Source organism: Achromobacter seleniivolatilans, from assembly GCF_030864005.1.
In the GTDB taxonomy this organism is placed as follows: Bacteria; Pseudomonadota; Gammaproteobacteria; order Burkholderiales; family Burkholderiaceae_B; genus Achromobacter; species Achromobacter seleniivolatilans.
In genome coordinates this window covers 3,311,102-3,335,444 of the sequence record NZ_CP132976.1, presented here as the reverse complement: position 1 = coordinate 3,335,444, position 24,343 = coordinate 3,311,102, and the positions used below count along the sequence as shown (strand labels likewise).

20 protein-coding genes are annotated in these 24,343 nt (G+C 62.0%); 11 read left to right on the top strand and 9 right to left on the bottom strand.

All coding sequences use genetic code 11. From position 1 onward, the window contains the following. Positions 1-19: 19 nt before the first annotated feature. The 3 genes from prpC to RAS12_RS14990 form a co-directional block, all read right to left on the bottom strand. A complete protein-coding gene (gene prpC / locus RAS12_RS15000) occupies positions 20-1,213 on the bottom strand; it encodes a bifunctional 2-methylcitrate synthase/citrate synthase (protein WP_306951253.1) in 1,194 nt (397 codons plus the stop codon). 93 nt (positions 1,214-1,306) lie between these two features. After that, positions 1,307-2,197, bottom strand: a complete 891-nt coding sequence (gene prpB, locus RAS12_RS14995) for a methylisocitrate lyase (RefSeq protein WP_054423906.1) — start codon at positions 2,195-2,197, stop codon at positions 1,307-1,309. Positions 2,198-2,367: 170 nt separating this feature from the next. Further along, a complete protein-coding gene (locus RAS12_RS14990; protein ID WP_173143358.1) occupies positions 2,368-3,357 on the bottom strand; it encodes a malate dehydrogenase in 990 nt (329 codons plus the stop codon). 500 nt (positions 3,358-3,857) lie between these two features. On the opposite strand from RAS12_RS14990, the gene RAS12_RS14985 reads away from it, so the two are divergent. The 8 genes from RAS12_RS14985 to RAS12_RS14950 all read left to right on the top strand — a co-directional run bounded on the left by RAS12_RS14985 (position 3,858) and on the right by RAS12_RS14950 (position 11,006). Next, positions 3,858-4,637, top strand: a complete 780-nt coding sequence (locus RAS12_RS14985) for a GntR family transcriptional regulator (RefSeq protein WP_306951249.1) — start codon at positions 3,858-3,860, stop codon at positions 4,635-4,637. Positions 4,638-4,758: 121 nt separating this feature from the next. Further along, positions 4,759-5,172 (top strand): succinate dehydrogenase, cytochrome b556 subunit, encoded by a 414-nt coding sequence (sdhC, locus tag RAS12_RS14980; protein WP_306951248.1) that lies wholly within the window; start codon positions 4,759-4,761, stop codon positions 5,170-5,172. Next, positions 5,173-5,556, top strand: coding sequence for a succinate dehydrogenase, hydrophobic membrane anchor protein (sdhD, locus tag RAS12_RS14975; protein ID WP_306951246.1), 384 nt, complete (start codon positions 5,173-5,175; stop codon positions 5,554-5,556). Between the two features lie 3 nt (positions 5,557-5,559). Then, positions 5,560-7,338 (top strand): succinate dehydrogenase flavoprotein subunit, encoded by a 1,779-nt coding sequence (sdhA, locus tag RAS12_RS14970; RefSeq protein ID WP_306951244.1) that lies wholly within the window; start codon positions 5,560-5,562, stop codon positions 7,336-7,338. 18 nt (positions 7,339-7,356) lie between these two features. After that, positions 7,357-8,073 (top strand): succinate dehydrogenase iron-sulfur subunit, encoded by a 717-nt coding sequence (locus RAS12_RS14965; RefSeq protein ID WP_306951242.1) that lies wholly within the window; start codon positions 7,357-7,359, stop codon positions 8,071-8,073. A 107-nt stretch (positions 8,074-8,180) separates the two neighbouring features. After that, positions 8,181-8,441 carry a succinate dehydrogenase assembly factor 2 gene (locus RAS12_RS14960; protein ID WP_183016350.1) on the top strand — a complete coding sequence of 87 codons (261 nt, stop codon included), beginning with the start codon at positions 8,181-8,183 and terminating at the stop codon, positions 8,439-8,441. A 19-nt stretch (positions 8,442-8,460) separates the two neighbouring features. Then, the gene (locus tag RAS12_RS14955; protein ID WP_306951238.1) at positions 8,461-9,771 is read left to right on the top strand and encodes a citrate synthase; all 1,311 of its coding nucleotides are present in this window, start codon (positions 8,461-8,463) and stop codon (positions 9,769-9,771) included. A gap of 131 nt (positions 9,772-9,902) precedes the next feature. Further along, positions 9,903-11,006: a hypothetical protein gene (locus RAS12_RS14950; protein WP_306951236.1), complete on the top strand. Its 1,104-nt coding sequence runs from the start codon at positions 9,903-9,905 to the stop codon at positions 11,004-11,006. Between the two features lie 16 nt (positions 11,007-11,022). Here the strand turns inward: RAS12_RS14950 and RAS12_RS14945 are convergent, their stop codons facing one another. Both RAS12_RS14945 and RAS12_RS14940 read right to left on the bottom strand, forming a co-directional pair. Then, positions 11,023-12,369, bottom strand: coding sequence for a sensor histidine kinase (locus RAS12_RS14945; RefSeq protein ID WP_306951234.1), 1,347 nt, complete (start codon positions 12,367-12,369; stop codon positions 11,023-11,025). Then, on the bottom strand, positions 12,366-13,034 hold the full coding sequence (locus RAS12_RS14940; RefSeq protein WP_306951232.1) for a response regulator transcription factor: 669 nt from the start codon (positions 13,032-13,034) through the stop codon (positions 12,366-12,368). The genes RAS12_RS14945 and RAS12_RS14940 overlap by 4 nt, the downstream gene beginning before the upstream one ends. Before the next feature lie 134 nt (positions 13,035-13,168). Between RAS12_RS14940 and RAS12_RS14935 the strand changes: the two genes are divergently transcribed. Continuing rightward, positions 13,169-13,942 (top strand): MipA/OmpV family protein, encoded by a 774-nt coding sequence (locus tag RAS12_RS14935; RefSeq protein ID WP_371321283.1) that lies wholly within the window; start codon positions 13,169-13,171, stop codon positions 13,940-13,942. A gap of 28 nt (positions 13,943-13,970) precedes the next feature. Beyond that, the gene (locus RAS12_RS14930; protein ID WP_306951459.1) at positions 13,971-14,843 is read left to right on the top strand and encodes a LysR family transcriptional regulator; all 873 of its coding nucleotides are present in this window, start codon (positions 13,971-13,973) and stop codon (positions 14,841-14,843) included. 14 nt (positions 14,844-14,857) lie between these two features. Here the strand turns inward: RAS12_RS14930 and RAS12_RS14925 are convergent, their stop codons facing one another. From RAS12_RS14925 to mdeB, 3 genes are all read right to left on the bottom strand, one after another. Then, positions 14,858-15,310: a DUF2214 family protein gene (locus tag RAS12_RS14925; RefSeq protein ID WP_306951228.1), complete on the bottom strand. Its 453-nt coding sequence runs from the start codon at positions 15,308-15,310 to the stop codon at positions 14,858-14,860. Between the two features lie 131 nt (positions 15,311-15,441). Beyond that, a complete protein-coding gene (locus RAS12_RS14920; RefSeq protein ID WP_306951224.1) occupies positions 15,442-17,739 on the bottom strand; it encodes an NADP-dependent malic enzyme in 2,298 nt (765 codons plus the stop codon). Between the two features lie 340 nt (positions 17,740-18,079). Beyond that, complete coding sequence (gene mdeB, locus RAS12_RS14915; RefSeq protein ID WP_306951222.1) at positions 18,080-20,761, bottom strand: alpha-ketoglutarate dehydrogenase; 2,682 nt, start codon at positions 20,759-20,761, stop codon at positions 18,080-18,082. A 220-nt stretch (positions 20,762-20,981) separates the two neighbouring features. On the opposite strand from mdeB, the gene RAS12_RS14910 reads away from it, so the two are divergent. Further along, complete coding sequence (locus tag RAS12_RS14910; protein WP_306951219.1) at positions 20,982-23,045, top strand: OPT family oligopeptide transporter; 2,064 nt, start codon at positions 20,982-20,984, stop codon at positions 23,043-23,045. 67 nt (positions 23,046-23,112) lie between these two features. Here the strand turns inward: RAS12_RS14910 and RAS12_RS14905 are convergent, their stop codons facing one another. Further along, positions 23,113-24,342, bottom strand: a complete 1,230-nt coding sequence (locus tag RAS12_RS14905) for a M20 family metallopeptidase (RefSeq protein ID WP_306951217.1) — start codon at positions 24,340-24,342, stop codon at positions 23,113-23,115. Position 24,343: the final 1 nt, after the last annotated feature.

Below are 24,343 nucleotides of genomic sequence, written 5' to 3'. Positions count from 1 at the left end.
CGTTGGACTCGTCCTTGCCTTACTTGCGCTTGTCGAGCGGGACGAATTTTTGATCTTCCGGGCCCACGTAGTTGGCGGTGGGGCGGATGATCTTGTTGTCGACGCGCTGCTCGATGATGTGGGCCGACCAGCCCGCGGTGCGCGCGATGACGAACAAAGGCGTGAACATAGCGGTCGGCACACCCATCATGTGATAGCTGACGGCCGAGAACCAGTCCAGGTTGGGGAACATTTTCTTGATGTCCCACATGACGGTTTCCAGGCGTTCGGCAATATCGAACATCTTGGTGGTGCCGGCCTTTTTGGACAGCTTCTTGGCGACTTCCTTGATGACCTTGTTGCGCGGGTCGGACACGGTATAGACCGGGTGGCCAAAACCGATGACGACTTCCTTTGCTTCCACGCGGCGGCGGATGTCGGCTTCTGCTTCGTCCGGCGTTTCATAGCGCTTTTGAATGTCGAACGCCACTTCGTTGGCGCCGCCGTGCTTGGGACCGCGCAGCGCGCCGATGGCGCCGGTGATGGACGAGAACATGTCCGAGCCGGTGCCGGCAATGACGCGCGCCGTGAACGTGGACGCATTGAATTCATGCTCGGCGTACAGGTTCAGCGAAATGTGCATCGCCTTGACCCAGTCCTCGCTGGGCTTCTCGCCGTGCAGCAGGTGCAGGAAGTGGCCGCCGATGCTGTCGTCGTCCGTTTGCACGTCGATCACGCGGCCGTTGTGGCTGAAGTGATACCAGTACAGCAACGCCGAGCCCAGGTTGGCCATCAGGCGGTCAGCGATGTCGCGTGCGCCCGGGGTGTTGTGGTCGTCTTTCTCAGGCAGTACGCAGCCCAGCACCGACACGGCGGTGCGCATCACGTCCATCGGATGGCTGGCAGCGGGCAGGGCTTCCAGCGCCACTTGCAACTGGGCGGGCAGGCCGCGCAGGCTGCGCAGCTTTTCCTTGTAGGCCTTCAGTTCGGCTTTGTTGGGCAGCTTGCCATGAACCAGCAGGTGAGCGATTTCCTCGAACTCGCTGGTGTGGGCGATGTCCAGGATGTCGTAGCCGCGGTAGTGCAGGTCATTGCCGCTGCGGCCGACGGTGCACAGCGCGGTGTTGCCCGCGACCACGCCCGACAGGGCTACGGATTTCTTGGGTTTGAAACCGGCTTTCTCTTCCGGCTTGGCGTCCGATTTGGCTTCTTGCTTTTTGGGAGCCGTGCTCATGTCTCTACTCCTTTCCTTTCGCGATGGATCATGCAATGGGGGAATTGGCGCTGCGGGGTCGCCGCAGCGCCGGATACAGAAGGCGCTGCGGGATTACGCTTTGCCCTTTTGGAAGAGCGCATCCAGTTTGGATTCAAACTCGTGATAACCGATGCGGTCGTACAGCTCTTCGCGCGTCTGCATCAGGTCCACCACGTTTTTCTGGTGGCCGTCGCGGCGGATGGCGGTATAGACGGCTTCAGCGGCCTTGTTCATGGCGCGGAAGGCTGACAGCGGGTAGAGCACCATGCCCACGCCCACGCTCTTTAGCTCTTCGACGGTGAACAACGGTGTCTTGCCAAATTCGGTAATGTTGGCCAGGACCGGCACCTTGACCGCTTTGACGAAGCGGTCGTAGGTGGGCAAGTCGTAGGCGGCTTCGGCGAATATGGCGTCGGCGCCGGCTTCTACGCAGGCCAGCGCGCGCTCTATTGCGGCGTCCACGCCGTGCGAGGCGATGGCGTCGGTGCGGGCGATCAGGTAGAAGTCGCTGTCCGTGCGGGCATCGGCGGCGGCCTTGACGCGGTCAGCCATTTCTTCGGTGGTGACGATTTCCTTGCCGGGGCGATGACCGCAGCGCTTGGCGCCGACCTGGTCTTCAATATGGCAGGCGGCCGCGCCAAACTTGATCAGGCTCTTGACGGTGCGGCCGATGTTGAACGCCGACGGGCCAAAGCCTGTGTCGATGTCCACAACCAGCGGCACATCGCACACGTCGGTGATGCGGCGCACGTCGGTCAGGACGTCATCCATGGTGTTGATGCCCAGGTCAGGCAGACCCAACGAGCCGGCTGCAACGCCGCCGCCAGACAGGTAGATGGCGCGGTAGCCAGCGCGCTTGGCCAGCAAGGCGTGGTTGGCGTTGATGGCGCCAATGATCTGGAGCGGGCTTTCTTCGGCGAGAGCGCGGCGAAAGAGGGCGCCGGGCGATTCGGGTCTGGACATGGAAGTCTCCGTTTTTATGGCTAGCCCACGACCTTAGCGCGGGTCCGGAATATAAATCTGTCCCCTACGCGACAATCGGCCGCAGCGGGGCAAAGAGACAGGTTTATGTTTCGGTGTTGCTTAGGAATTGGGCCCGCATAAACGGGCCCAATCCTTAACTCATACGCTGCTTACTTCAGCAGGTCCTTGACGCCGTCGCGCTCTTCCAAGAGCTCTTTCAGCGTGAAGTCCAGGCGTTCACGCGAGAAGGCGTCGATTTCCAGGCCTTCAATGCGCTTGTACTCGCCGTTCTCGGTCGTGACCGGCACGCCGTAGATGATGCCTTCCGGAATGCCGTAGGAGCCATCCGACGGGATACCCATCGTGACCCACTTGCCATTGCTGCCCAGGACCCAGTCACGGACGTGGTCGATGGCGGCGTTGGCGGCCGAAGCGGCCGAGGACAGGCCACGGGCTTCGATGATGGCGGCGCCACGCTTGCCCACGGTGGGGATGAACGTGTCGCGGTTCCAGGCGTCGTCGTTGATCAGCTTGGACAGCGATTCGCCGCCAACGGTGGCGAAGCGGAAGTCCGGGTACATCGTGGGCGAGTGGTTGCCCCACACGACCAGCTTTTCAATGGCGGCAACCGGCTTGCCCGACTTGGCCGACAACTGCGACAGGGCGCGGTTGTGGTCCAGGCGCAGCATGGCGGTGAAGTTCTTGGCCGGCAGGTCCGGCGCCGACTTCATGGCGATGTAGGCGTTGGTGTTGGCGGGGTTGCCAACAACCAGAACCTTGACGTTGCGGCTGGCCACGTCGTTCAAGGCCTTGCCTTGAGCCGTGAAGATCTGGGCGTTGACCGACAGCAGGTCCTTGCGTTCCATGCCGGGGCCGCGCGGACGGGCGCCGACCAGCAGGGCCACGTCGGCATCCTTGAAGGCGGTGCGCGGGTCGCTGTGGGCGGTAACTTCCTGCAGCAGCGGGAAGGCGCAGTCATCCAATTCCATGATGACGCCCTTCAGGGCCTTTTGCGCTTTTTCGTCGGGGATTTCCAGCAGTTGCAGGATGACGGGTTGATCTTTACCCAGCATTTCGCCAGAGGCGATGCGGAATAGCAGTGCGTAACCGATTTGGCCGGCGGCGCCGGTGACGGCGACACGCAAGGCAGGCTTGGACATGGACGTTCTCCGTGATGGTTTTTGGCGAGAAAAATCTCACCAATCAGTGTAATCGTTGGGCAAGCAATCAAGGGCGCCCGCGCCGCATCCGTTCTTGCAGATATGCCGTCCCCGCAAGAGGGGATTTTTGCCCGGGAACCGGCCCAGTATTTGCTCTGGGGCGGCTCACCGGCAAAAAACAAAATACCGCACAAATAACCGAGCGGGCGCAGGTCCCCGACAGCCGTGAATCCTAGATCGATTTTTCGGGTCAGTCAAACGCTCTTCTATCTTATATAAGACATAAGACATTGGACAGCTTCCCTCTCGATATGCCACAATAGAGCGTTTATCCGAATGCGTTGCAGCGCCGCCGGCCGGACGTTTGTAAGGGTCCGGCCCAAGACCAAACCCGGGGTCAAAAACCACCGGCAGTAGCAGCGCATTACGGATGTGGAATTGCATCCATTTTTGCGCTGCCTTCCATCATCCGGATGAACATGACACTTTCAAGAAGATCCATGGCAGAGCCTCGGCCCGAAACCTCCCTACGCACTCGCGCCGCCCGTTCAACGGGCGAGGGGGCCGCTTTCAGTCCGCTCTACCGCCAGATCAAGGATCTGCTCGTTCAAAGCCTTGAGCGCGGCGAATGGAAGCCCGGTGAACTCATCCCCAGCGAAATCGATCTGGCCGCCCGTTTTCAGGTGAGCCAGGGAACGGTGCGCAAAGCGGTTGATGAGTTGGCTGCCGAGCACATGCTGTTGCGCCGTCAAGGCAAGGGCACCTTTGTTGCCACCCACCACGAAGCCCGTGTGCGTTACCGCTTCCTGCGCCTGGCTGCCGATGACGAGACCGAAACCGGCCGCTCGGAAAGCCGTATCCTGGAATGCCGGCGTTTGCGGGCCCCCGCCGAGATCGCGCGCGCGCTGGACCTTCGGGCTGGCGAAACCGTTGTTTCGATCCGCCGCGTCCTGTCCATGGGGCAGACGCCTACCGTGGTTGACGATATCTGGTTGCCTGGCACCATTTTCCGTGGACTGACCCTGGAGCTGCTGACCGCCAATAAGGCGCCGCTCTATGGGCTGTTCGAATCCGAGTTCGGCGTCAGCATGGTGCGCGCGGACGAAAAGCTGCGCGCGGTGATCGCGCCGGCTGAAGTCTGTCCGTTGCTTAATGTTGCCGCCGGGACGCCGTTGTTGCAGGTGGACCGCGTCTCTTACACCTATGGTGACCGCCCTATGGAAATTCGCCGGGGGTTGTACTTGACCGATCGATACCACTACCGCAATAGTCTGAATTGATGAGCTTTTTACCTACGATTTGATACCAACCCAATCTCTGGGCGAAAATAGCGTGTTTACCCGAAAGGGCCACGGCATTTTCGCCGTCACGATTCCCTAGTTCAGAAACACCGAGGCCGTCATGTCCGACACCGCTGCCAAGCCACGTCCGCAGTTTCGCAATATTGGCATTGCGCAACTTGCCAACTACCGCCTGCCCCTGGCCGGCAAGCTGTCCATCTTGCACCGCATCAGCGGCATTTTGCTGTTCCTCTGTTTGCCCTTGGTCATCGTTCCGCTGTTCGCAGCGAGCGTGGCCGCGCCGCAATCGTTCGCCTGGATCGCCTCCATCGCGAGCAACCCGATCGTCAAGCTTGTCTTCCTGGTTCTGATCTGGGGCTACCTGCACCACTTCTGTGCCGGCATTCGCTACCTGCTGCTGGATTTGCACATTGGCATCGACAAGCTGTCGGCCAAGAAAAGCGCCGGCGTGGTTTTCGGTGTCAGCCTGGCGCTGACGCTGGTGTTCGGTCTCAAACTGTTCGGAGTGCTGTAAATGGCCGCCGCTAAAAACTTCGGGCCCAAGCGCCTGGTCGTCGGCGCCCACTACGGCGTCATGGATTTCATCGTCCAGCGCATCACCGCCGTCATCATGGCCGTGTATACGCTGGTGCTGCTCATCGGCATCCTGACGATGCCTGCCTTCACGTACGAACACTGGGTCAAGCTGTTCAATTTCTACGTGGGCTTCATTCCGGTTGGCCAGATTCTGGCCACCCTTGCATTCATTGCGTTGGCCTGGCACGCCTGGATTGGCGTGCGCGACATCTGGATGGACTACGTCAAGTCGGTGGGCCTGCGCCTGCTGCTGCAAGTGCTGACGATCCTCTGGCTGGTCGGTTCGGTCGTTTACTTCGCGCAAATCCTCTGGAGCATTTAAGCCGTGGTCTCTGTCCTGAAATCCTTGCCGCGCCGCCAGTTTGATGTGGTGGTCGTGGGCGCCGGCGGAGCCGGCATGCGTTGTTCGCTGCAACTGTCGCAAGCGGGCCTGTCCGTTGCGGTGTTGTCCAAAGTGTTCCCCACGCGTTCGCACACCGTTGCAGCGCAAGGCGGCGTGAGCGCCTCCCTGGGCAACATGAGCGAAGACAACTGGTACTGGCACATGTACGACACCGTCAAGGGGTCGGATTGGCTGGGCGACCAAGACGCTATCGAATTCATGTGCCGTGAAGCGCCGAACGCCGTGTACGAGCTCGAACACTTCGGCATGCCGTTTGACCGCAACCCTGACGGCACGATCTATCAGCGTCCGTTTGGCGGCCACACTGCCAACTTCGGTGAAAAGCCTGTCCAGCGCGCCTGTGCCGCTGCTGACCGTACCGGCCACGCGCTGTTGCACACCCTGTACCAGCGCAACGTTGCCGCGCGCACTCAGTTCTTCGTCGAATGGATGGCGCTGGATCTGCTGCGTAACGAAGCAGGCGACGTCGTGGGCGTGACCGCCCTGGAAATGGAAACGGGCGAAATCTACATCCTGGAAGCCAAGACGACGGTGCTGGCCACCGGCGGCGCTGGCCGTATCTGGGCTGCGTCCACCAACGCCTTCATCAACACCGGCGACGGCCTGGGCATGGCTGCCCGCGCTGGCATCCCGCTGCAGGACATGGAATTCTGGCAATTCCACCCGACCGGCGTGGCCGGTGCTGGCGTCCTGATCACGGAAGGTGTGCGTGGCGAAGGCGGCATCCTGCTGAACAAGGATGGCGAACGCTTCATGGAGCGCTATGCGCCCACGCTGAAGGACTTGGCTCCGCGTGACTTCGTGTCGCGCTCGATGGACCAGGAAATCAAGGAAGGCCGCGGTTGCGGTCCGGACGGCAGCTACGTTGTGCTGAAGCTGGATCACCTGGGCGCCGACGTCATCAACAAGCGTCTGCCCTCGATCCGCGAAATCGCCATCAAGTTCGGTAACGTGGACCCGATCAAGGAACCGATTCCGGTCGTTCCGACGATTCACTACCAGATGGGCGGTATTCCGGCCAACTACCACGGCCAGGTGCTGGCGCGTGAAAACGGCGAGAACAAGGTCGTCAACGGTCTGTACGCCATCGGCGAATGCGCCGCGGTGTCGGTGCACGGCGCCAACCGTCTGGGCACGAACTCGCTGTTGGACTTGATTGTGTTTGGCCGCGCTACCGGCAACCACATCGTGAATTCGCATCCGGAGCGCCAGCGCGCGCACCAGGAACTGCCGAAGGCAGCCGTCGAATTCTCGCTGGACCGCGTGAACAAGCTGGAATCGCGTACCTCGGGCGAAAAGACGCAAGACATCGGCAACGCCATCCGCTTCTCGATGCAGCGCCACTGCGGCGTGTTCCGCACGCTGGAACTGCTGAACGAAGGCGTGACGCAGATCGAAGATATCGCCAAGCAAGCCGACCACATCTACTTCAAGGACAAGTCCAAGGTGTTCAACACCGCGCGCGTCGAAGCGCTGGAATTGGCCAACATGACCGAAGTGGCCCGCGCCACGATCAAGTCGGCCGCCGCCCGCACGGAAAGCCGCGGCGCGCACGCGCTGGACGATCACCCGACGCGTGACGACGAGAATTGGCTGAAGCACACGCTGTGGTACTCCGAAGGCAGCCGCCTGGATTACAAGCCTGTGCAGATGAAGCCTTTGACGGTTGAGTCCTTCCCGCCCAAGGCGCGTACCTTCTAAGTCCGGATAGAGCCCATTATGAGCACCAAGAGAATCGTCAAGTTCGAAATCTACCGCTACGATCCGGACAAGGACGAGCGCCCGTACATGCAGAAGCTGGACGTTGAACTCCAGCCGACCGACAAGATGTTGCTTGATGCGCTGGTGCGCATCAAGAACGACGTCGATGACAGCCTGGCCCTGCGCCGCTCGTGCCGTGAAGGCGTGTGCGGTTCGGACGCCATGAACATCAACGGCAAGAACGGTCTGGCCTGCACGACGAACCTGCGCGAACTGAAGGAACCCATCGTTCTGCGTCCGCTGCCGGGTCTGCCCGTCATCCGCGACCTGATCGTGGACATGACCCACTTCTTCAACCAGTACCACTCCGTCCGTCCGTACCTCATCAACGACGCGCCGCCGCCCGAACGCGAGCGTCTGCAGTCGCCCGAGGCGCGCGAAGAGCTGGATGGCCTGTACGAGTGCATTCTGTGCGCGTGCTGTTCCACTTCCTGCCCGTCGTTCTGGTGGAATCCGGACAAGTTCGTCGGCCCGGCCGGCCTGCTGCAAGCCTACCGTTTCATCGCTGATAGCCGCGATGAAGCCACTGGCGAGCGTCTGGACAACCTGGAAGATCCGTACCGTCTGTTCCGTTGCCACACCATCATGAATTGCGTCGACGTCTGTCCCAAGGGCCTGAACCCGACCAAGGCGATTGGCAAGATCAAGGAACTGATGGTCCGTCGCACGGTCTAGTTTTAATCAGTTTTTTTTATCGCTGCGTCCCTCGGAACCAAGCCCTTCCGGGGGACAGTAAGCCCGCATAGCGGGTGCAGCGCAGGGGCTTTCTTTATGGTGTAACGATGAGCAGGCTAACTGAACTGGAGCGGGCGCGTCTGCGTTGGCGAGCGCGCCGCGGTCTGCTCGAAAACGACTTGATCATCACCCGGTATCTGGATGCCTACGAGGCGGACCTTACCGATGATGATGTAGCCGCATTGACCCAGCTGTTCGAGATGGGAGACAACGACCTTCTCGATCTGCTGCTGGCCCGCAAGGAACTCGAAGGTGAACTGGATACTCCCAGGCTTCGGGGCATTATTGGCCAGATGCGCGCACTGTGATTAATTGAGAGGAAAAAACATGAACCTGTCTGACAAAAAAGCCACTCTATCCTTCTCGGATGGCAGCGCACCCATTGAGTTCCCTGTCTACAAGGGCACGGTCGGTCCGGATGTGATCGACATCCGCAAGCTGTATGGCCAGACGGGCATGTTTACGTTTGACCCGGGCTTCATGTCCACGGCGGCTTGCGAATCGGCCATTACGTACATCGACGGCGACAAGGGCGAACTGCTGTACCGCGGTTTCCCTATCGAGCAATTGGCCGTCAATTGCGACTTCATGGACATCTGCTACCTGATCCTGAACGGCGACCTGCCCAACCAGGAACAGAAGGCCGACTTTGACTCGCAAGTGACCCATCACACGATGGTCAACGAGCAACTGCACTTCTTCCTGCGTGGCTTCCGCCGCGATGCGCACCCGATGGCTGTGCTGACGGGTCTGGTGGGCGCGCTGTCCGCGTTCTATCACGACTCCACCGACATCACGAACCCGCAACACCGTCACATCTCGGCGATCCGTCTGATCGCCAAGATGCCGACGCTGGTCGCGATGGCGTACAAGTACTCGCAAGGCCAACCGTTCATCTACCCGCAGAATGACCTGTCCTACACGGGCAACTTCCTGCGCATGATGTTCGCCACGCCGTGCGAAGACTACAAGGTCAACGAAGTCGTTGAACGCGCACTGGACCGCATCTTCATCCTGCACGCCGATCACGAGCAAAACGCGTCGACCTCGACCGTGCGTCTGTGCGGTTCGTCGGGCACCAACCCGTTTGCCGCTATCTCGGCTGGCGTGGCTTGCCTGTGGGGCCCGGCTCACGGCGGCGCCAACGAAGCTTGCCTGCAAATGCTGGAAGAGCTGCAAGCCAATGGCGGCATCGCCAAGGTTGGCGAGTTCATGGAGAAGGTCAAGGACAAGAACTCGGGCGTGCGCCTGATGGGCTTTGGCCACCGCGTCTACAAGAACTACGACCCGCGCGCCAAGCTGATGCAAGAAACGTGCAAGGAAGTGCTCTCGGCCCTGGGCCTGGAAAACGACCCGCTGTTCAAGCTGGCCATGGAATTGGAACGCATTGCCCTGTCGGACCCGTACTTCGTCCAGCGCAAGCTGTACCCGAACGTGGACTTCTACTCGGGTATCGTTCAACGCGCCATCGGCATCCCGACCTCGCTGTTCACGGCCATCTTCGCGCTGGCCCGCACCGTGGGCTGGATCGCTCAATGGAACGAAATGCTGTCGGACCCCGATTACAAGATCGGCCGTCCGCGCCAGCTGTTCACGGGTTCGGTCACCCGCGACGTGCCCCCGATGGACAAGCGTTAATCCGCTTTCCATGCTGGAACAAAACCGCCTTCGGGCGGTTTTTTTATTCTGTGTCGTGAATAGCGGTAGCGCCTCCCAAGAGCGCCCGGCCAGGTTTCCGGCATCGCGGCCAACCCGCTATCATCCTGGCTATGATTCCTGTCGCCTTACCCTCATTGCAGTTTCTGGCCGTCCTGACTGTGTCGTTCTACGCGGGCGTGCTGCTGCTGGGATGGCTTGCCGGCCTGGCGGTCAGCAGTTGGGCGCGGCGCAAGTTCCGCCAATACCGCAAGACCTCGATTGGTGTGATGGCGGGGTTGGCCATTCTGTCCAGTTTCTACGTTTGGGTGCAGTACACGTTCTGGGCAATCGGCCGTGAGATCGACGCCGAGCAAGCGGCGTTGCGGATCACGCTGACCGAACCGGCCACCTTGGGGCGTATCGGCATGCCGGCGGGAACAGCGTTGGTGCTGAAATTGAAAGACCAGCGCGAATCGTTCACCGAGGCCGTATTTCCGCAGCCGGTCAGCATCTTTGGCGTGCAGGCTGACCGAATCAACCGGTTCATCAGCATTGAGTACGATCCCGACACCTATGCCACCTTGGGCACGTACGCGACTTCAGTCGAACTTCTGGGCAAGGGCAGCCAGGACGTGCAGGGCTGGCACTGCGATGCCACGCAGCCCATACGCTTTGACGTTGAACATGACGGCGGGTCTGGGCAGTTCCAGACATGCTTGCTGGGCGAAGGCAATACAGTGGGAGATCTGCGAGTCCCGGCGGGTTCCGAACTGTTGAGCAGCAATGGAACCGTGTACGGCGATGGGCATGTCGATGCGGATCGCTGGCGCATCGACATTAAGAAGGAAGCGGCAACGAAGGTGTCGGGATTGCTGCTGCGTGAACCCACGCTGCGGCTGGGTGCTGATAGGCAACTGATGAGTGTAGCGAGCGCTACGCTGGCTTGCGAAACGCAGCTGGGCGGGATGCGCTATCCCGTCGGCACGCTGGTCCAGTCGGCGGGCCGGGGCTTGCGTGATGCCTATCCGGGAGCGCTGGTGTTCAGCCCTGATGACGGCGCCGCCGCGCACTCGACTGAGCACGGCGACGTGCAGGACGGAATGTCTGTCGTGCAGATGCCCGATGGCAAAGTGATGGCCATCTGGCCAAATGAAAAAGCGGGTGTGTACCGCTTTGCAAAATTCGTCATGCAAGGGCAGGACGATGCCGCGCCAGCCAAGGCTTCCTGCCCCTGAGCCAATCGGGTGCGCATCAGCGCATCAGCGGAAAAATCACCGCTATGGACAGTCCGCCGCCATTCAAGCCCGTTTGGCAGTTGATGGCGGCGGCATGGCGCGCGGCGATCTGGCTGACCAGGGACAAGCCAATGCCGCTGCCGCGTTCGCTCGAACCAGCCACGCGATAGAAGCGGTCGAATACGCGAGCGCGTGCCGCGTCGGGAATGCCTGGCCCATCGTCCGCCACGCTGAGCTCGGCCCGGCCGTCTGGAAGCACGCGGCATGACACTGCGATGCAGCCTTCCTCGGGGGTATAGCGCAGCGCGTTGTCCACCAGGTTGCGCAACAATACGCCCAGCGCGTCCAGGCTGCCCATGACGGTGCAGGCCTCGGTGTTGAGCAGTACGCGCTGACGTTTTCGGCTGGCGGTCTCTTCATAATCCTGCACGATCATGACAGCCAGGGCGTCCAGCGAAACGGGTTCGGACGGGCTGACACATAGCGCGTCCGTGCGCGCCTGATCCAGCAACTGTTCCGATAGCCGCGCCGTGCGGACCGCCACCGCCCGCAGTTTTTCGATCGCAGTGGCGCGGTCCTGCGCCGTGGTGCTGCGCGCGACCAGTTCTGCTTGCACGCTGAGCGCCGCAAGCGGTGTGCGCAGTTCATGCGCGGCGTCCGCCAGGAAGCGGCGTTCGCGTTCCATCGTGGCGCCCTGGTGTTCAAGCAATTGGTTGATTGACGTGATGAACGGGCGCAGTTCGGCGGGCATACCAGCCAGCGGCAGTTTGGTCTGATCCAAGGGCGGTTTTTCCAGGATGGCCTTGCCCGCGCGGTCAACGGGTTTGAAGGCATGCAGGATCACTGCCCAGGTCGCCACCGCCAACAGCAGGAATTCAGCGGTCGCGAAAAGGACGCCGCGCCATAAGCCAGCCAGGTAGGATTCCCGGAACTCGGTGGCAGGTTTGGCGGCCTGCACCTGCACGCGCCCGCTGGCATCTGTGATGGAATAAACGCGCCATTGCTGGCCGGCGACAAATGTCGTCTGGTGCCCCAGGCCGAAATCTGCGCGCAACGGTTCTTCGGGAGAGCCAGGGCTGCGTAGCAGCAGGCGCTTGTCCGCCAGCGACCAGACCTGGAAGCTGGCTTTGTCGCCATTGAAGTCACTGGAGTCGGGCAGGGCGAAAGTCGGGCCTCGCTCGGCATCAAGCAAACTTGCGGGCATGGACATGAGCGCCTGATTGCCAACGTCCAGCAGTGCCTGATCCCAGATGCCGGTCTGCGTCCGCGCCAGGCTCTGATGCTGGAGCGTGAAGACGCCGACCCAGGCTACCAGCAAGGTCAGCAGCAAGGTGATCACCAGGCGCTTGCGCAGCGATTTCATGCGGGTGCATCCGCGTCGATGCGGTAGCCCACGCCATGCACGGTGGCGATAAGGTCGTCGCCCAGTTTTCGGCGCAGCTGGTGGATATACACGGCTACCGTATTGCTTTCAATGGTGCCGCTGCCGCCATACACCGCGGCTTCCAGCTGTTCCCGGCTGGCAGTCTGGCCAACCCGTTCCATCAACGCGAGCAGCGTGCGATATTCGTGCACGCTCAAGCCTATTTCCTTGCCTGCCCGGGACACCGCGCGGCGGGCCGGTTCCACCACCACATCCCGGCAGCGTATCGCTGAGACAACCGTGTTATTGCTGCGGCGGGTCACTGCGCGCAGGCGAGCTTGCAGCTCATCCAGCTGAAACGGTTTGACGATGTAGTCATCAGCGCCGGCGTCCAGCCCCTGAACCCGGTCGCTCAAACGGTCGCGGGCGGTAATGATCAGCACCGGGGTTGCGTCGTAGCGCTCGCGAAGCATTTTCAACACGGTCAGGCCGCTGCCCCCAGGCAGCCCCAGATCCAGCAGCACGGCCTGATAAGCGTGGTCCACCAAGGCGAGCTTGGCGTCTGCAATGTCGAGCACCCAGTCCACGCTGGCGCCATCTTGAGTCAGATTGGCGCGCACGGCGTCGCCCAGCATGGCGTCGTCTTCCACGAGCAGTATTCGCAAGCGCCCTCCCAGCGTTTAGTAGCCACGCCATGATGACACCGCGAGCTTAAGAAATTTTTAAAACTCTCCCGCCACAATGCGGCCTGTCGCCGGCGATGCAATGCCGGCCTGAACCGTCAGGGAAAGAGATGTTGATGAGAACCGGTATGTTAGCAAGGCGCCCGCTCCTGGCCGCAGTTGCGCTATTAGCCGCTACAGGCGCGCAGGCCGAGCAGTCAGGCCCCAATTTCGTGGGCCTGGGTGTCGGCGTGGTGCCGGTATATCAGGGGTCGGATGACTACCGCACGCTGCCGGTGCCCATGATCAACTATCACTCCGGCAACTTCTTCATCACGCCGCGGGCGGGATTGCCCGCCATGGGGTTGAAGACGAGCCTGGCGAAGGATCTGGACGCGGGCGTGTTTGTCGGCCTGGGGCTGGGCCGCAAGTCGAGCGATTCGGACAGGCTCAAGGGGCTGGACGATATTGATTTCCATGGCGCCTATGGCGCGTACGTTGAATGGGCTCCGGGTCCGTATTCGTTGGGCATGGCCTATAAGCAGGCAGCGCGCAGCGGTTATGGCGGTTCGTTGGAATTGCGCGCCAGCTATCTGGCGTGGCGCAGCGAAAGCAGCAGCTTGCGTTTTGGTGTCAGCACCGAATGGGCGAATAAGGACCAAATGCAGACCTGGTACGGCGTAACGTCCAGCCAAGCCGCCAAGAGCCGCGCGGGACTGAAGGAATACTCGGCGTCTTCGGGCTTCAAATCCGTCGCGTTGTTTTCGACCTGGTCGTACCGCTTCACGCCGAGCTGGAGCGCCGTGACCACGGTTGGCGTGAGCTCGCTGGTTGGCGATGTGCGCGACAGTCCTCTGGTTGAACGCAACACCAACGTCTTCGGCAACGTTGGCGTGATTTACGCTTTCTGATCGCCCGTCCGTGAAACGGCTGCACAGCATGGAGGTGTTCGCGGAGGTTGCGCAGGCGCGCAGCTTTTCCCGTGCCGCCGCCGTGCTGGGCGTGCCGAAATCGACGCTATCGCGCCGTGTGGCGGAGTTGGAGCGTTCGGTGGGCCTGAGCCTGCTCAATCGCAATACGCGCAAGATGGAACTGACCGGCGCGGGCGAGCTGTATCTTGAGCGCTGCTTGCGCATCGTGGCGCAGGCGCAGACGGCGCATGAGGAATTGCAGGCGCTGATTGACAAGCCGTCGGGCCTGTTGCGGGTCAATATGCCGGCGGCATTCGCCACCGACATGATGGCGGAGATATTCCTGGAATTCTCAAGACGCTATCCCGACGTGGATTTCCACGTCAACCTGGCTAGCCTGGAACATGCGGGCCGCGTCTTCGATTCCTGCGATCTGACAATCGCCATTGGCGCGTTGCCGGATTCTTCCCGGATTGCGCGATGCCTGGGCGCCGTGCGCGGCTATCTGTATGCGTCGCCGGCATACTTGGCCGCACACGGCACACCGGCGCATCCGTCCGAGCTTGAGGCGCACCAATGCATCGGATTTCGAATCGACGCGCTTGCGGGAGCCGCGCGATGGCCGATGGTCAGCGGCAGTGAAGAATTCAGCGTGCAGCCGCGTAGCCGGTTCTCGGTGAACGAAGCCGGCATGGCCCGCAAGCTGGCCATGCTTGGCGCCGGCATTGCCGCAGTGGGCGCGCAACAGACAGAGCTTGAACGCGCTGGCGAGTTGCAGCGCGTTCTGCCTGATTGGACCCTGGGGCCGTTCCCGCTGCACGTGGTCACGGATACGCGATTGTTGCCAGCGAGGGTCAGGGTGTTCGTAGAGTATCTGTCTGAACGGCTGCGCGCGGTCTAGTTATCCACCTGCATTTACCCGCCTACATGCCGGGCCATCAGCACCGCGAACAGCGGCAGAAAGATAAACAGGTGCGACGAAATCATGACCCAGCGCCGCGCGCGTTTGATTTCCGGAAGCGCAGGTACAAAACCCGGCTGTTGGCGCGATTGTTTTGCCCACCGCAAAAATGCCAGTGTGGGGGGAATCGAACAGAGCGCAATGACGACGAACAGCGTGATCTTGGCGTGAAACCAGGGGCTGCTCATGTAGAAGGCGGCGCCTTTCAATCCCTGGGTCAGACGCAGCAGGCCGGTGATCAGAACGACGATGGCGCTGATCCCGTAGAAACGGTCATAGATGATCAGACGCTTGACGCCATTGGCGGTCAGATCGGGGCGCAGCAGCACGGCTTCGGCCGTCAAGACCACCACCAGTACAAAAATGGCCAGGTAGTGAAACCAGGCATATAGAGCGTCGGCCAGCATGTCGTCTCCAGGGATAAGGACAAGCTAGGTTTTACCATTCGTGCAGGCTGTTGGACGAGCACGCCGTGTTGATTTCGCGCAATGCAAACGGGCGCCCCGAAGGGCGCCCGCAACCTTGAGCCAGTCAGCGATTAACGACGCTTTTTGGCGGCTTCGGCGGCTTCCTGCTGCGCATCCACCACGGCCAGCGCCGTCATGTTGACGATGCGGCGCACGGTCGCGCTGGTGGTCAGAATGTGTACCGGGCGCGCGGCGCCCAGCAGGATCGGACCCATCGCGACGCCGTTGCTGCCCGTCATCTTCAGCATGTTGTACGTGATGTTGCCGGTGTCCAGATTCGGCATGACCAGCAGATTGGCGCGGCCCTTCAACGTGCTGTCCGGGTAGGCCAGAACGCGGATCTTTTCCGACAAGGCGGCGTCGGCGTGCATTTCGCCGTCCACTTCCAGGTCAGGCGCGCGTTCTTGCACGATCTTGCTGGCGGTGGCCATCTTGCGCGACGATTCCGTCACACGGCTGCCGAAGTTCGAATGCGAGAGCAGGGCGATCTTCGGCACCACGCCAAAGCGCAGCATTTCGTCTGCGGCCTGGATGGTGATGCTGGCGACTTCTTCGGCCGTCGGGTTTTCATTGACGTGGGTGTCAGTGACGAACAGCGTCTGGTCGGGCAGCATCAGCACGTTCAGGGCGGCGTAGGTCTGGCCTTCCTTTTTGCCGATGATTTCGTCGATGTACTTGAGCTGGTTGTCGTACTTGCTGGCCACGCCGCACAGCAGCGCGTCGGCGTCGCCGCGACGCAGCAGCATCGCGCCGATCAGCGTGTTGTGCTTGCGGATCATCGCTTTGGCGATAGCCGGCGTCACGCCTTCACGGCCCTTCAGCTGGTAGTACGCGTTCCAGGTTTCGGTGAAACGGTTGTCGTCTTCCGGGTCCACGATCTCGAAGTGCTCGCCAGCCTTCAGACGCAGGCCGGCTTTTTCAATGCGCATCTCGATGACGGCGGGGCGGCCGATCAGGATCGGGAACGCCAGCTTTTCATCAGCCACCGTTTGCACGGCGCGCAGGACGCGCTCGTCTTCGCCGTCGGCGTAGATGACGCGCTTGGGCGCCTTCTTGGCTTGGGCGAACAGCGGACGCATCAGCTGACCCGAGTGGTACACGAAACCCATCAGCTTTTGGCGGTAGGCTTCGATGTCTTCGATCGGGCGGGCGGCCACGCCGGAGTCGGCAGCCGCTTGGGCCACGGCCGGCGCGATCTGGACGATCAGGCGCGGGTCGAACGGCTTGGGGATGATGTAGTCGGGACCGAACGACAGCTCTTGGCCGGCGTAGGCGCGGGCCACTTCATCGTTTTGCTCGGCTTGGGCCAGTTCTGCAATGGCCTTCACGCATGCCAGCTTCATTTCTTCGGTGATGCGCGAGGCGCCGGCATCCATGGCGCCGCGGAAGATGAAGGGGAAGCACAGCACGTTGTTGACCTGGTTCGGGTAGTCCGAACGGCCGGTGGCGATGATGCAGTCAGGGCGGGCGGCCTTGGCGATTTCCGGGCGGATTTCCGGTTCCGGGTTGGCCAGCGCCAGAATCAGCGGACGATCGGCCATGGTCTTGACCATGTCGCCGGTCAGCACGCCAGCGGTGGAGCAACCCAGGAACACATCGGCGCCGTCGACCACGTCGGCCAGCGTACGGGCGTCGGTCTTTTGCGCGTAGCGCTTCTTGTTGGCCTCCATGTTTTCATCGCGGCCATCCCAGATCACGCCACGGGAGTCGACGACAAAGATGTTCTCGCGCTTGACGCCCAAGTGCACCAGCAGGTCCAGGCAAGCGATAGCCGCGGCGCCTGCGCCCGAGCAAGCCAGCTTGACCGAACCGATGTCCTTGTTGACGACCTTCAGGCCGTTCAGGATGGCAGCCGACGAGATGATGGCGGTACCGTGCTGGTCGTCATGGAAGACGGGAATTTTCATGCGCTCGCGCAGCTTCTTCTCGATGTAGAAGCACTCGGGCGCCTTGATGTCTTCCAGGTTGACGCCGCCCAGCGTGGGTTCCAGCGCCGCGATGATGTCGACCAGCTTGTCAGGATCGTTTTCGGCCAGTTCGATGTCGAACACGTCGATGCCGGCGAATTTCTTGAACAGGCAGCCTTTGCCTTCCATCACCGGTTTGGCGGCCAGCGGGCCAATGTTGCCCAGACCCAGAACGGCGGTGCCGTTGGTGATCACACCCACCAGGTTGCCGCGCGAGGTGTACTTCGACGCGGCGTCATCGCCTTGTTCGAAGATGGCCATGCACGCAGCGGCCACGCCGGGAGAGTAGGCCAGGGACAAGTCGTCCTGGTTGGCCAGAGTCTTGGTCGGGACGACCGAGATTTTGCCGGGGGTGGGATAGGCGTGGTAATCCAACGCCATTTTGGTAAGAGTTTCGTCCATGGGATCGGGGCCTCTGAGGCACTAACTGAAAAAGGAAACGGGATGACCAAAGGCGGGCTCGCGGCCCGCCGTATTCTTTGCGAAATGCTTGGGGAACATCCGTATTTCACCAGAAAGCGCAGGTGATTGGTTGTTGCAGTGCAGCGTGCGGACGATTTTGATCAAATGCCGGACGGGTTGCAGATGATACCGATAGCGCAGAGTCATCTGCGGCGGAGGGCGGCATGTGGGGATGCCGCTGCGGCGCCAATCGGTCGCTGGATGGGGCACGCGAGAGGTTCCGGACAAGAACCCGACTGCCAATCGCATTCTTGTCCTGGACCTCTCGCACGACACCCATCTACGATTGCCAGGGCGGCGTTTGGCGTGTGGCGGCGCTCAAGGTTTTACGCAGGGCGTCGGCCTCTTTTTGGCGGCCCAGGATGTCCAGCGCGTAAAGCACGATCCAATCGGCGCTGACTTCAAAGAAGTCGCGCAGTTGGGCGCGGGTGTCGCTGCGGCCAAAGCCGTCGGTGCCCAGGGTGCGGAAGGGGGCCGGGACCCAGGCGCGTATCTGGTCGGGCACGGCGCGCACGTAATCGGTGGCGGCAATCACCGGGGCGTTGCTGCCGCCCAGGCATGTGCGCACCCAGTCTTCTTGGGCGTCCAGCCCCAGCACGCGGGCGCGTTCCGCTTCACGTCCGTCCCGGGCCAATTCGGAAAAACTGGTGACGCTCCAGACTTCCGCGTCCACGCCATGTTGTTCGCGCAGACGGTCAGCCGCCATCTCGGCTTCACGCAACATGGGCCCTGCGCCGAGCAACCGCACTTGGGCCTTTTGCTGCGCCGGGCGCAGCAGGTACATGCCGCGCAGAATCCCTTCACGCACGCCAGGGGCCGACGGCATATCAGGCTGGGCCAGGTTCTCGTTCGTGACCGTCAGGTAGAAGAATTCGTCGTGCTGTTCGTCCAGCATGCGGCGCATGCCGTATTCGACGATAACGGCGACCTCGAAGGCATAGGCCGGATCGTAGGCGCGGCAGTTGGGCACGGTGGCAGCCATGATGTGGCTGGAGCCATCCTGATGCTGCAACCCTTCTCCGCCCAGGGTGGTGCGCCCGGACGTGGCGCCGACCAGGAATCCGCGCGTGCGCTGGTCGGCGGCGGCCCAGATCAAATCGCCGATGCGCTGGAATCCGAACATCGAGTAGTAGATGTAGAAGGGCAGCATCGGCAGTCCGTTCACCGAATAGCTGGTGCCGGCTGCGGTCCAGGACGAAATGGCGCCCGCTTCGGTAATGCCTTCTTCCAGGATCTGGCCATCGCGGGCCTCGCGGTAATACAGCACCGAGCCGATGTCTTCCGGTTCGTACAACTGGCCCTGCGCTGAATAGATGCCGATCTGGCGGAACAGGTTGGCCATACCGAAAGTGCGGGCCTCGTCCGCCACAATGGGCACGATGCGAGAGCCGATGGTTTCGTCCTTGAGCAGCCCCGTCAGCATCCGCACGATGGCCATGGTGGACGACATTTCCTTGCCGTCGGCGGCCAGCGCAAAGCGCGCCCATTGCTCGGCATCGGGCGGCGTCAGACTGGGCGATTGCGTATTGCGGCGCGGGATGTGGCCGCCCAGCGCGGCACGGCGCGCTTGCAGATGGCGCAGTTCGGCGCTGTCTTCGGCGGGACGGTAGAACTTCAGCGCCAGGCAGTCTGCGTCCGATATCGGCAGCGCGAAGCGGTCGCGGAATGCCAGCAGCGCGTCGTCGTCCAGCTTCTTTTGCTGGTGGGTCGTCATCTTGCCCTGGCCAGCGGCGCCCATGCCGAAGCCTTTCTTGGTCTGCGCCAGGATCACGGTCGGCTGCCCGCGATGCCGGGCCGCGCGGTGATACGCCGCATGGATCTTCACCATGTCGTGGCCGCCGCGATGCAGGCGGTCGATGGCGTCATCGGTCCAGTCGGCCACGAGCGCGGCCAGCTCAGGATTCTGGTTGAAGAAGTGGGCGCGGTTGAAGGCGCCGTCATTGGCAGCAAAGGTTTGAAACTGTCCGTCCACGGTGTTGGCGAACGCGCGGGCCAGGGCGCCGCCGGTGTCGCGGCGCAAGAGCGCATCCCAGTCGCTGCCCCAGACCAGTTTGATCACGTTCCAGCCCGCGCCCGCGTACAGCGTTTCCAATTCGTCGATGATGCGGCCATTGCCGCGCACCGGGCCGTCCAGCCGTTGCAGATTGCAGTTGACGACGAAGACCAGGTTGTCGAGTTTTTCGCGCGCAGCCAGCGTCAGCGCGGCGATGGACTCGGGTTCGTCCATTTCTCCGTCGCCAAAGATGCCCCAGACCTTACGGTCCGCGCCCGGCACCAGGGAGCGGTGTTCCAGGTAGCGCATGAAACGCGCCTGATAGATGGCGTTGATGGGGCCGATGCCCATCGATCCCGTCGGAAACTGCCAGAAGTCCGGCATCAACCACGGGTGGGGGTAGGACGACAGCCCGCGCAGGCCCCGCGATGTCGCGGTGATTTCCTGCCGGAAATGCGCCAGATCGTCGTCGCCCAGAAAACCCTCCAGGTAGGCGCGTGCATAGACGCCCGGGGCGGAATGTGGCTGCATATAGACAAGATCACCCGGCCCATCCGCTGACTGCGCCCGGAAGAAATGGTTGAAGCCCACCTCAAACAGGTCGGCCGCCGATGCATAACTGGCGATATGGCCGCCCAGCTCGCCGTGAGCCTGGTTGGCGCGCACGACCATGGCCAGCGCGTTCCACCGGTTGATGCGGGCAATGCGCTCTTCCACCGCCAGGTTGCCGGGAAAAGGCGGTTCCTGGTCGGCGGGTATCGTGTTCAGATAGGCAGTGCGAGTCTGGCTATTGGCGCGCAGGCCCAGCGACGCGGCATGCCCCAGCAGATTGTCCAGCACATATCCTGCGCGGCCCGCGCCTTCGCTTACTACCAGCGACTGCAGGGCGTCGCGCCATTCGGCGGTTTCAGCGGGATCGGCGTCATGCCGGAGGTCTTGCCCATCGGTCGGGGGGCTGGCGTCACACATAATGAATTTGTCTCCTGTTATCGCTCCATGCTAGACCTGTGCGGATGGCATGAGTAATCAAATTCCGGGGGCGATAAGCCTGGTTTCAGCATAATCTTTTGAGAATTTTTGGGTTGGCAGCAGCTTCTGCTGCCCAGCGGCGCTTACGCGTGGTGACCACCCTGTGGACGGTGTCGCGCTAGAATTCGCCGTTTCTTCAAAATCACAACGGGAGACTTCAATGACTCAACCCGTCAGCGTCCCTGCCAATGTCACGTTGCCGGAACTTACGTTCCGCGGCGTTTTGTTGGGCGCTCTGATCACGGTCATCTTCACGGCCTCCAACGTTTTCCTGGGGCTGAAGGTCGGCCTGACGTTCTCATCGGCGATTCCCGCAGCGGTGATTTCAATGTCGGTGCTGCGTCTGTTCAAGGACGCCAATATTCTTGAAAACAACATGGTGCAGACGCAGGCCTCGGCGGCCGGCACGCTGTCATCCATCATCTTCATCCTGCCGGCACTGGTCATGATGGGCCACTGGCAGGGCTTTCCGTTCTGGCAGACGCTGGGCATTTGCGCGGCGGGCGGCATGCTGGGCGTGATGTTCACGATTCCGCTGCGCCATGTGATGGTGGTGCAAAGCGATCTGCCTTATCCGGAAGGCGTGGCGGCGGCGGAAATTCTGCGCGTGGGCAGTGCAGAGCGCGCGCAAGACGCGGCTGAGGATGCAGGGGCAGCGGGCGCCAAGCCGGCAGCCAAACCCGCTGCGACCGGCATGGGCGATATCGTGACTGGCGGCGTTGCAGCCGCCGTCGTCAGCTTTGCCGCCAGCGGTCTGCGCGTGCTGGGTGATGGCGTCAGCGGCTGGTTCGCCTTGGGCGGGGCGGTGTTTCGCCTGCCGATGGGTTTTTCGCTGGCGCTGTTGGGCGCCGGCTACCTGATTGGCATTGTGGCAGGCCTTGCGATGCTGACAGGCCTGATCATTTCGTGGGGCATCGCGGTGCCCATCTTGACCGCCATGGGAGACATGCCGGCGGGCCAGACTCTTGCTCAATACGCCTCGGGTTTGTGGTCCTCGCAGGTGCGCTTCATCGGCGCGGGCGTGATTGGCGTGGGCGCTATCTGGACGCTGGCCACTTTGTTCATGCCGATGGCGCGCGGGGTCAAGGCGTCGTTTTCGGCATTGACGAAGGCGGGGGCGGCGCGGGCCGGCCAAGCGCCGCGTACGGAACGCGACTTGTCGGCGGGCTGGATTTCGGTGGTCACGCTGGTGCTGGTGGCGATTTTGGTGGTGACGTTCCAGGTGTTTCTGGCGGGCGCGCCATTGTCGGCCGGCGCCATCTGGAAGCTGGTCGCCTATGCCGTGTTGTTCGCCTTTGTATTCGGCTTTCTGGTCGCTGCGGCCTGCGGCTACATGGCGGGTCTGGTGGGATCGTCGACCAGCCCGATTTCCGGGGTGGGCATTGTGGCCATTGTGCTGGTGTCTTTACTGATGCTGGCCTTGGGCGGCGAATTGCTCGCGGCGCAAAATGGCGTGCAGATGGCGATTGCGCTGGCGATCTTCAGCACGTCCGCCGTGGTTGCGGTTGCGTCGATTTCCAATGACAACTTGCAAGATCTGAAGACCGGCTGGCTGGTCGGCGCTACGCCGTGGCGCCAGCAGGTAGCGCTTTTGATCGGCTGCGTGGTGGGCGCTGCGGTGATTTCGCCGGTGTTGGACCTGCTCTACAACGCTTATGGTTTTGCCGATGCGATGCCGCGCCAGGGCATGGACCCGGCGCAAGCGTTGTCGGCCCCGCAAGCGACGTTGATGCTGGCGATTGCGCGCGGCATCTTCACCCATCAGTTGAACTGGACCATGATCCTGATCGGCATGGGCGTGGGGGTGTGCCTGATCGTGCTGGACGAGATCTTGAAGCGCACCTGCCGTGTGGCCCGCATGCCGGTTTTGGCGGTGGGCATAGGCATCTATCTGCCGCCCACGGTTGCCGCGCCTATCGTGGCGGGCGCGGTGCTGGCATGGCTGCTTGAACTCGCATTGCGCCGCCGCGCCGCTGCCGCAGGCAAGCCCTATGAACAGTTTGCCGATGCGCCCAACCGGCGCGGCGTGCTGATTGCATCAGGGTTGATCGTGGGTGAAAGCCTGGTTGGCGTGCTGATGGCCGCCGTGATCGGCGCCAGCAGCTCGGACGCCCCGCTAGCCATCGCAGGCGAGAGCTTTGCGCCGATCGCGTCCTACTTGGGGCTTGCCGTCTTTGTGCTGGTGGCGGTGCTGTTCTGGCGCCGGGTGATGCGGCTGGCTTGAGCCGCCAAATGCAATGGCAGGCCTGCAATGCACAGGCCTGCCATCAAGTGCGATTCAAACTTGCCTGTCAGACCGGTTTGAGCAGATCGGACAGTGTGCGTGCGATCACCTTGGTTGCGCGCCGCAGGTCTTCCAGCACCACGCGTTCGTCGCTGCGTTTGGCATGCGATTCCAGCACCGTGCGGGGGCCGGCGCCGTAGATGACGCCGGGGATACCGGCTTCGGCATACAGACGGACATCGGTATAGAGCGGTGTGCCCATGGCGGGTATCGGTTCGCCAAAGAGTTCCTCGCCGTGCTTCTGTATGGCGCTGACCAGCGGCTGGTTGCCGGGCAGGGGGCGCATGGAATTGGCCAGCAACAAACGCTTGATCTCGACCGTGATGCCGGGCGTGGCGGCTGAGGCGTCCTGGATGATCTGACGGATATTCGCTTCGACCTCGACGGCGTTTTCTTCGGGGATCATGCGGCGGTCCAGCTTGAAGCTGACCTTGCCCGGCACTACGTTGGTGTTGGTGCCGCCTTCGATGCGTCCGACATTCAGGTAGGGGTGGGTGATACCCGGCACGTCCGAGGTCACTTGCTGGTAAAGCGTGTTCTGCGCGTACAGCGCGTTCAGGATTTTGACTGCGCCTTGCAAGGCGTCCACGCCGCTTGCCGGAATGGCGGCGTGCGCCATCTTGCCGTGCACGGTCACTTCCATTTGCAGGCAGCCGTTGTGCGCCGTTACCACTTCATAGCTGAAGCCGGCGGCGATCAGCAGATCGGGCTTGGTCAGGCCTTGTGCAAGCAGCCAGCCTGGCCCCAGCAGTCCGCCGAATTCTTCGTCGTAGGTGAAGTGCAACTCGACTGCGCCGTGGCTGGGCTTGGCTACGGCTTCCAGCGCACGCACCGCAAACGTGAAGCTGGCGAAGTCGCTCTTGCTGACGGCCGAGGCGCGGCCGTACAGGCTGCCGTTGTCGATCTCGCCGCCGTAAGGGTCGTGCTGCCAGCCGTCGCCCGGAGGCACGACGTCGCCGTGCGCGTTGAGCGCAATGCGGCGGCCGGGGCCGTACTCGCGCCGAACGATCAGATTGGTGATGGATTCCAGGCCGTAGTCTTTGACCGCTTGCGCAGGCACGGCGTGCGCTTCGGCATCAAAACCAAAGTCTTGCAGCAGTTCTGCGGTGCGGACGGCATGGGGCGCGTTATTGCCGGGCGGCGTGTCAGTGGGGACGCGCACAAGCGATTGCAGGAAGCGAACTTCCTCGTCAAAGTGGGCGTCAACCCAAGCATCCAGGCGGGCGTAGTCAGTCATG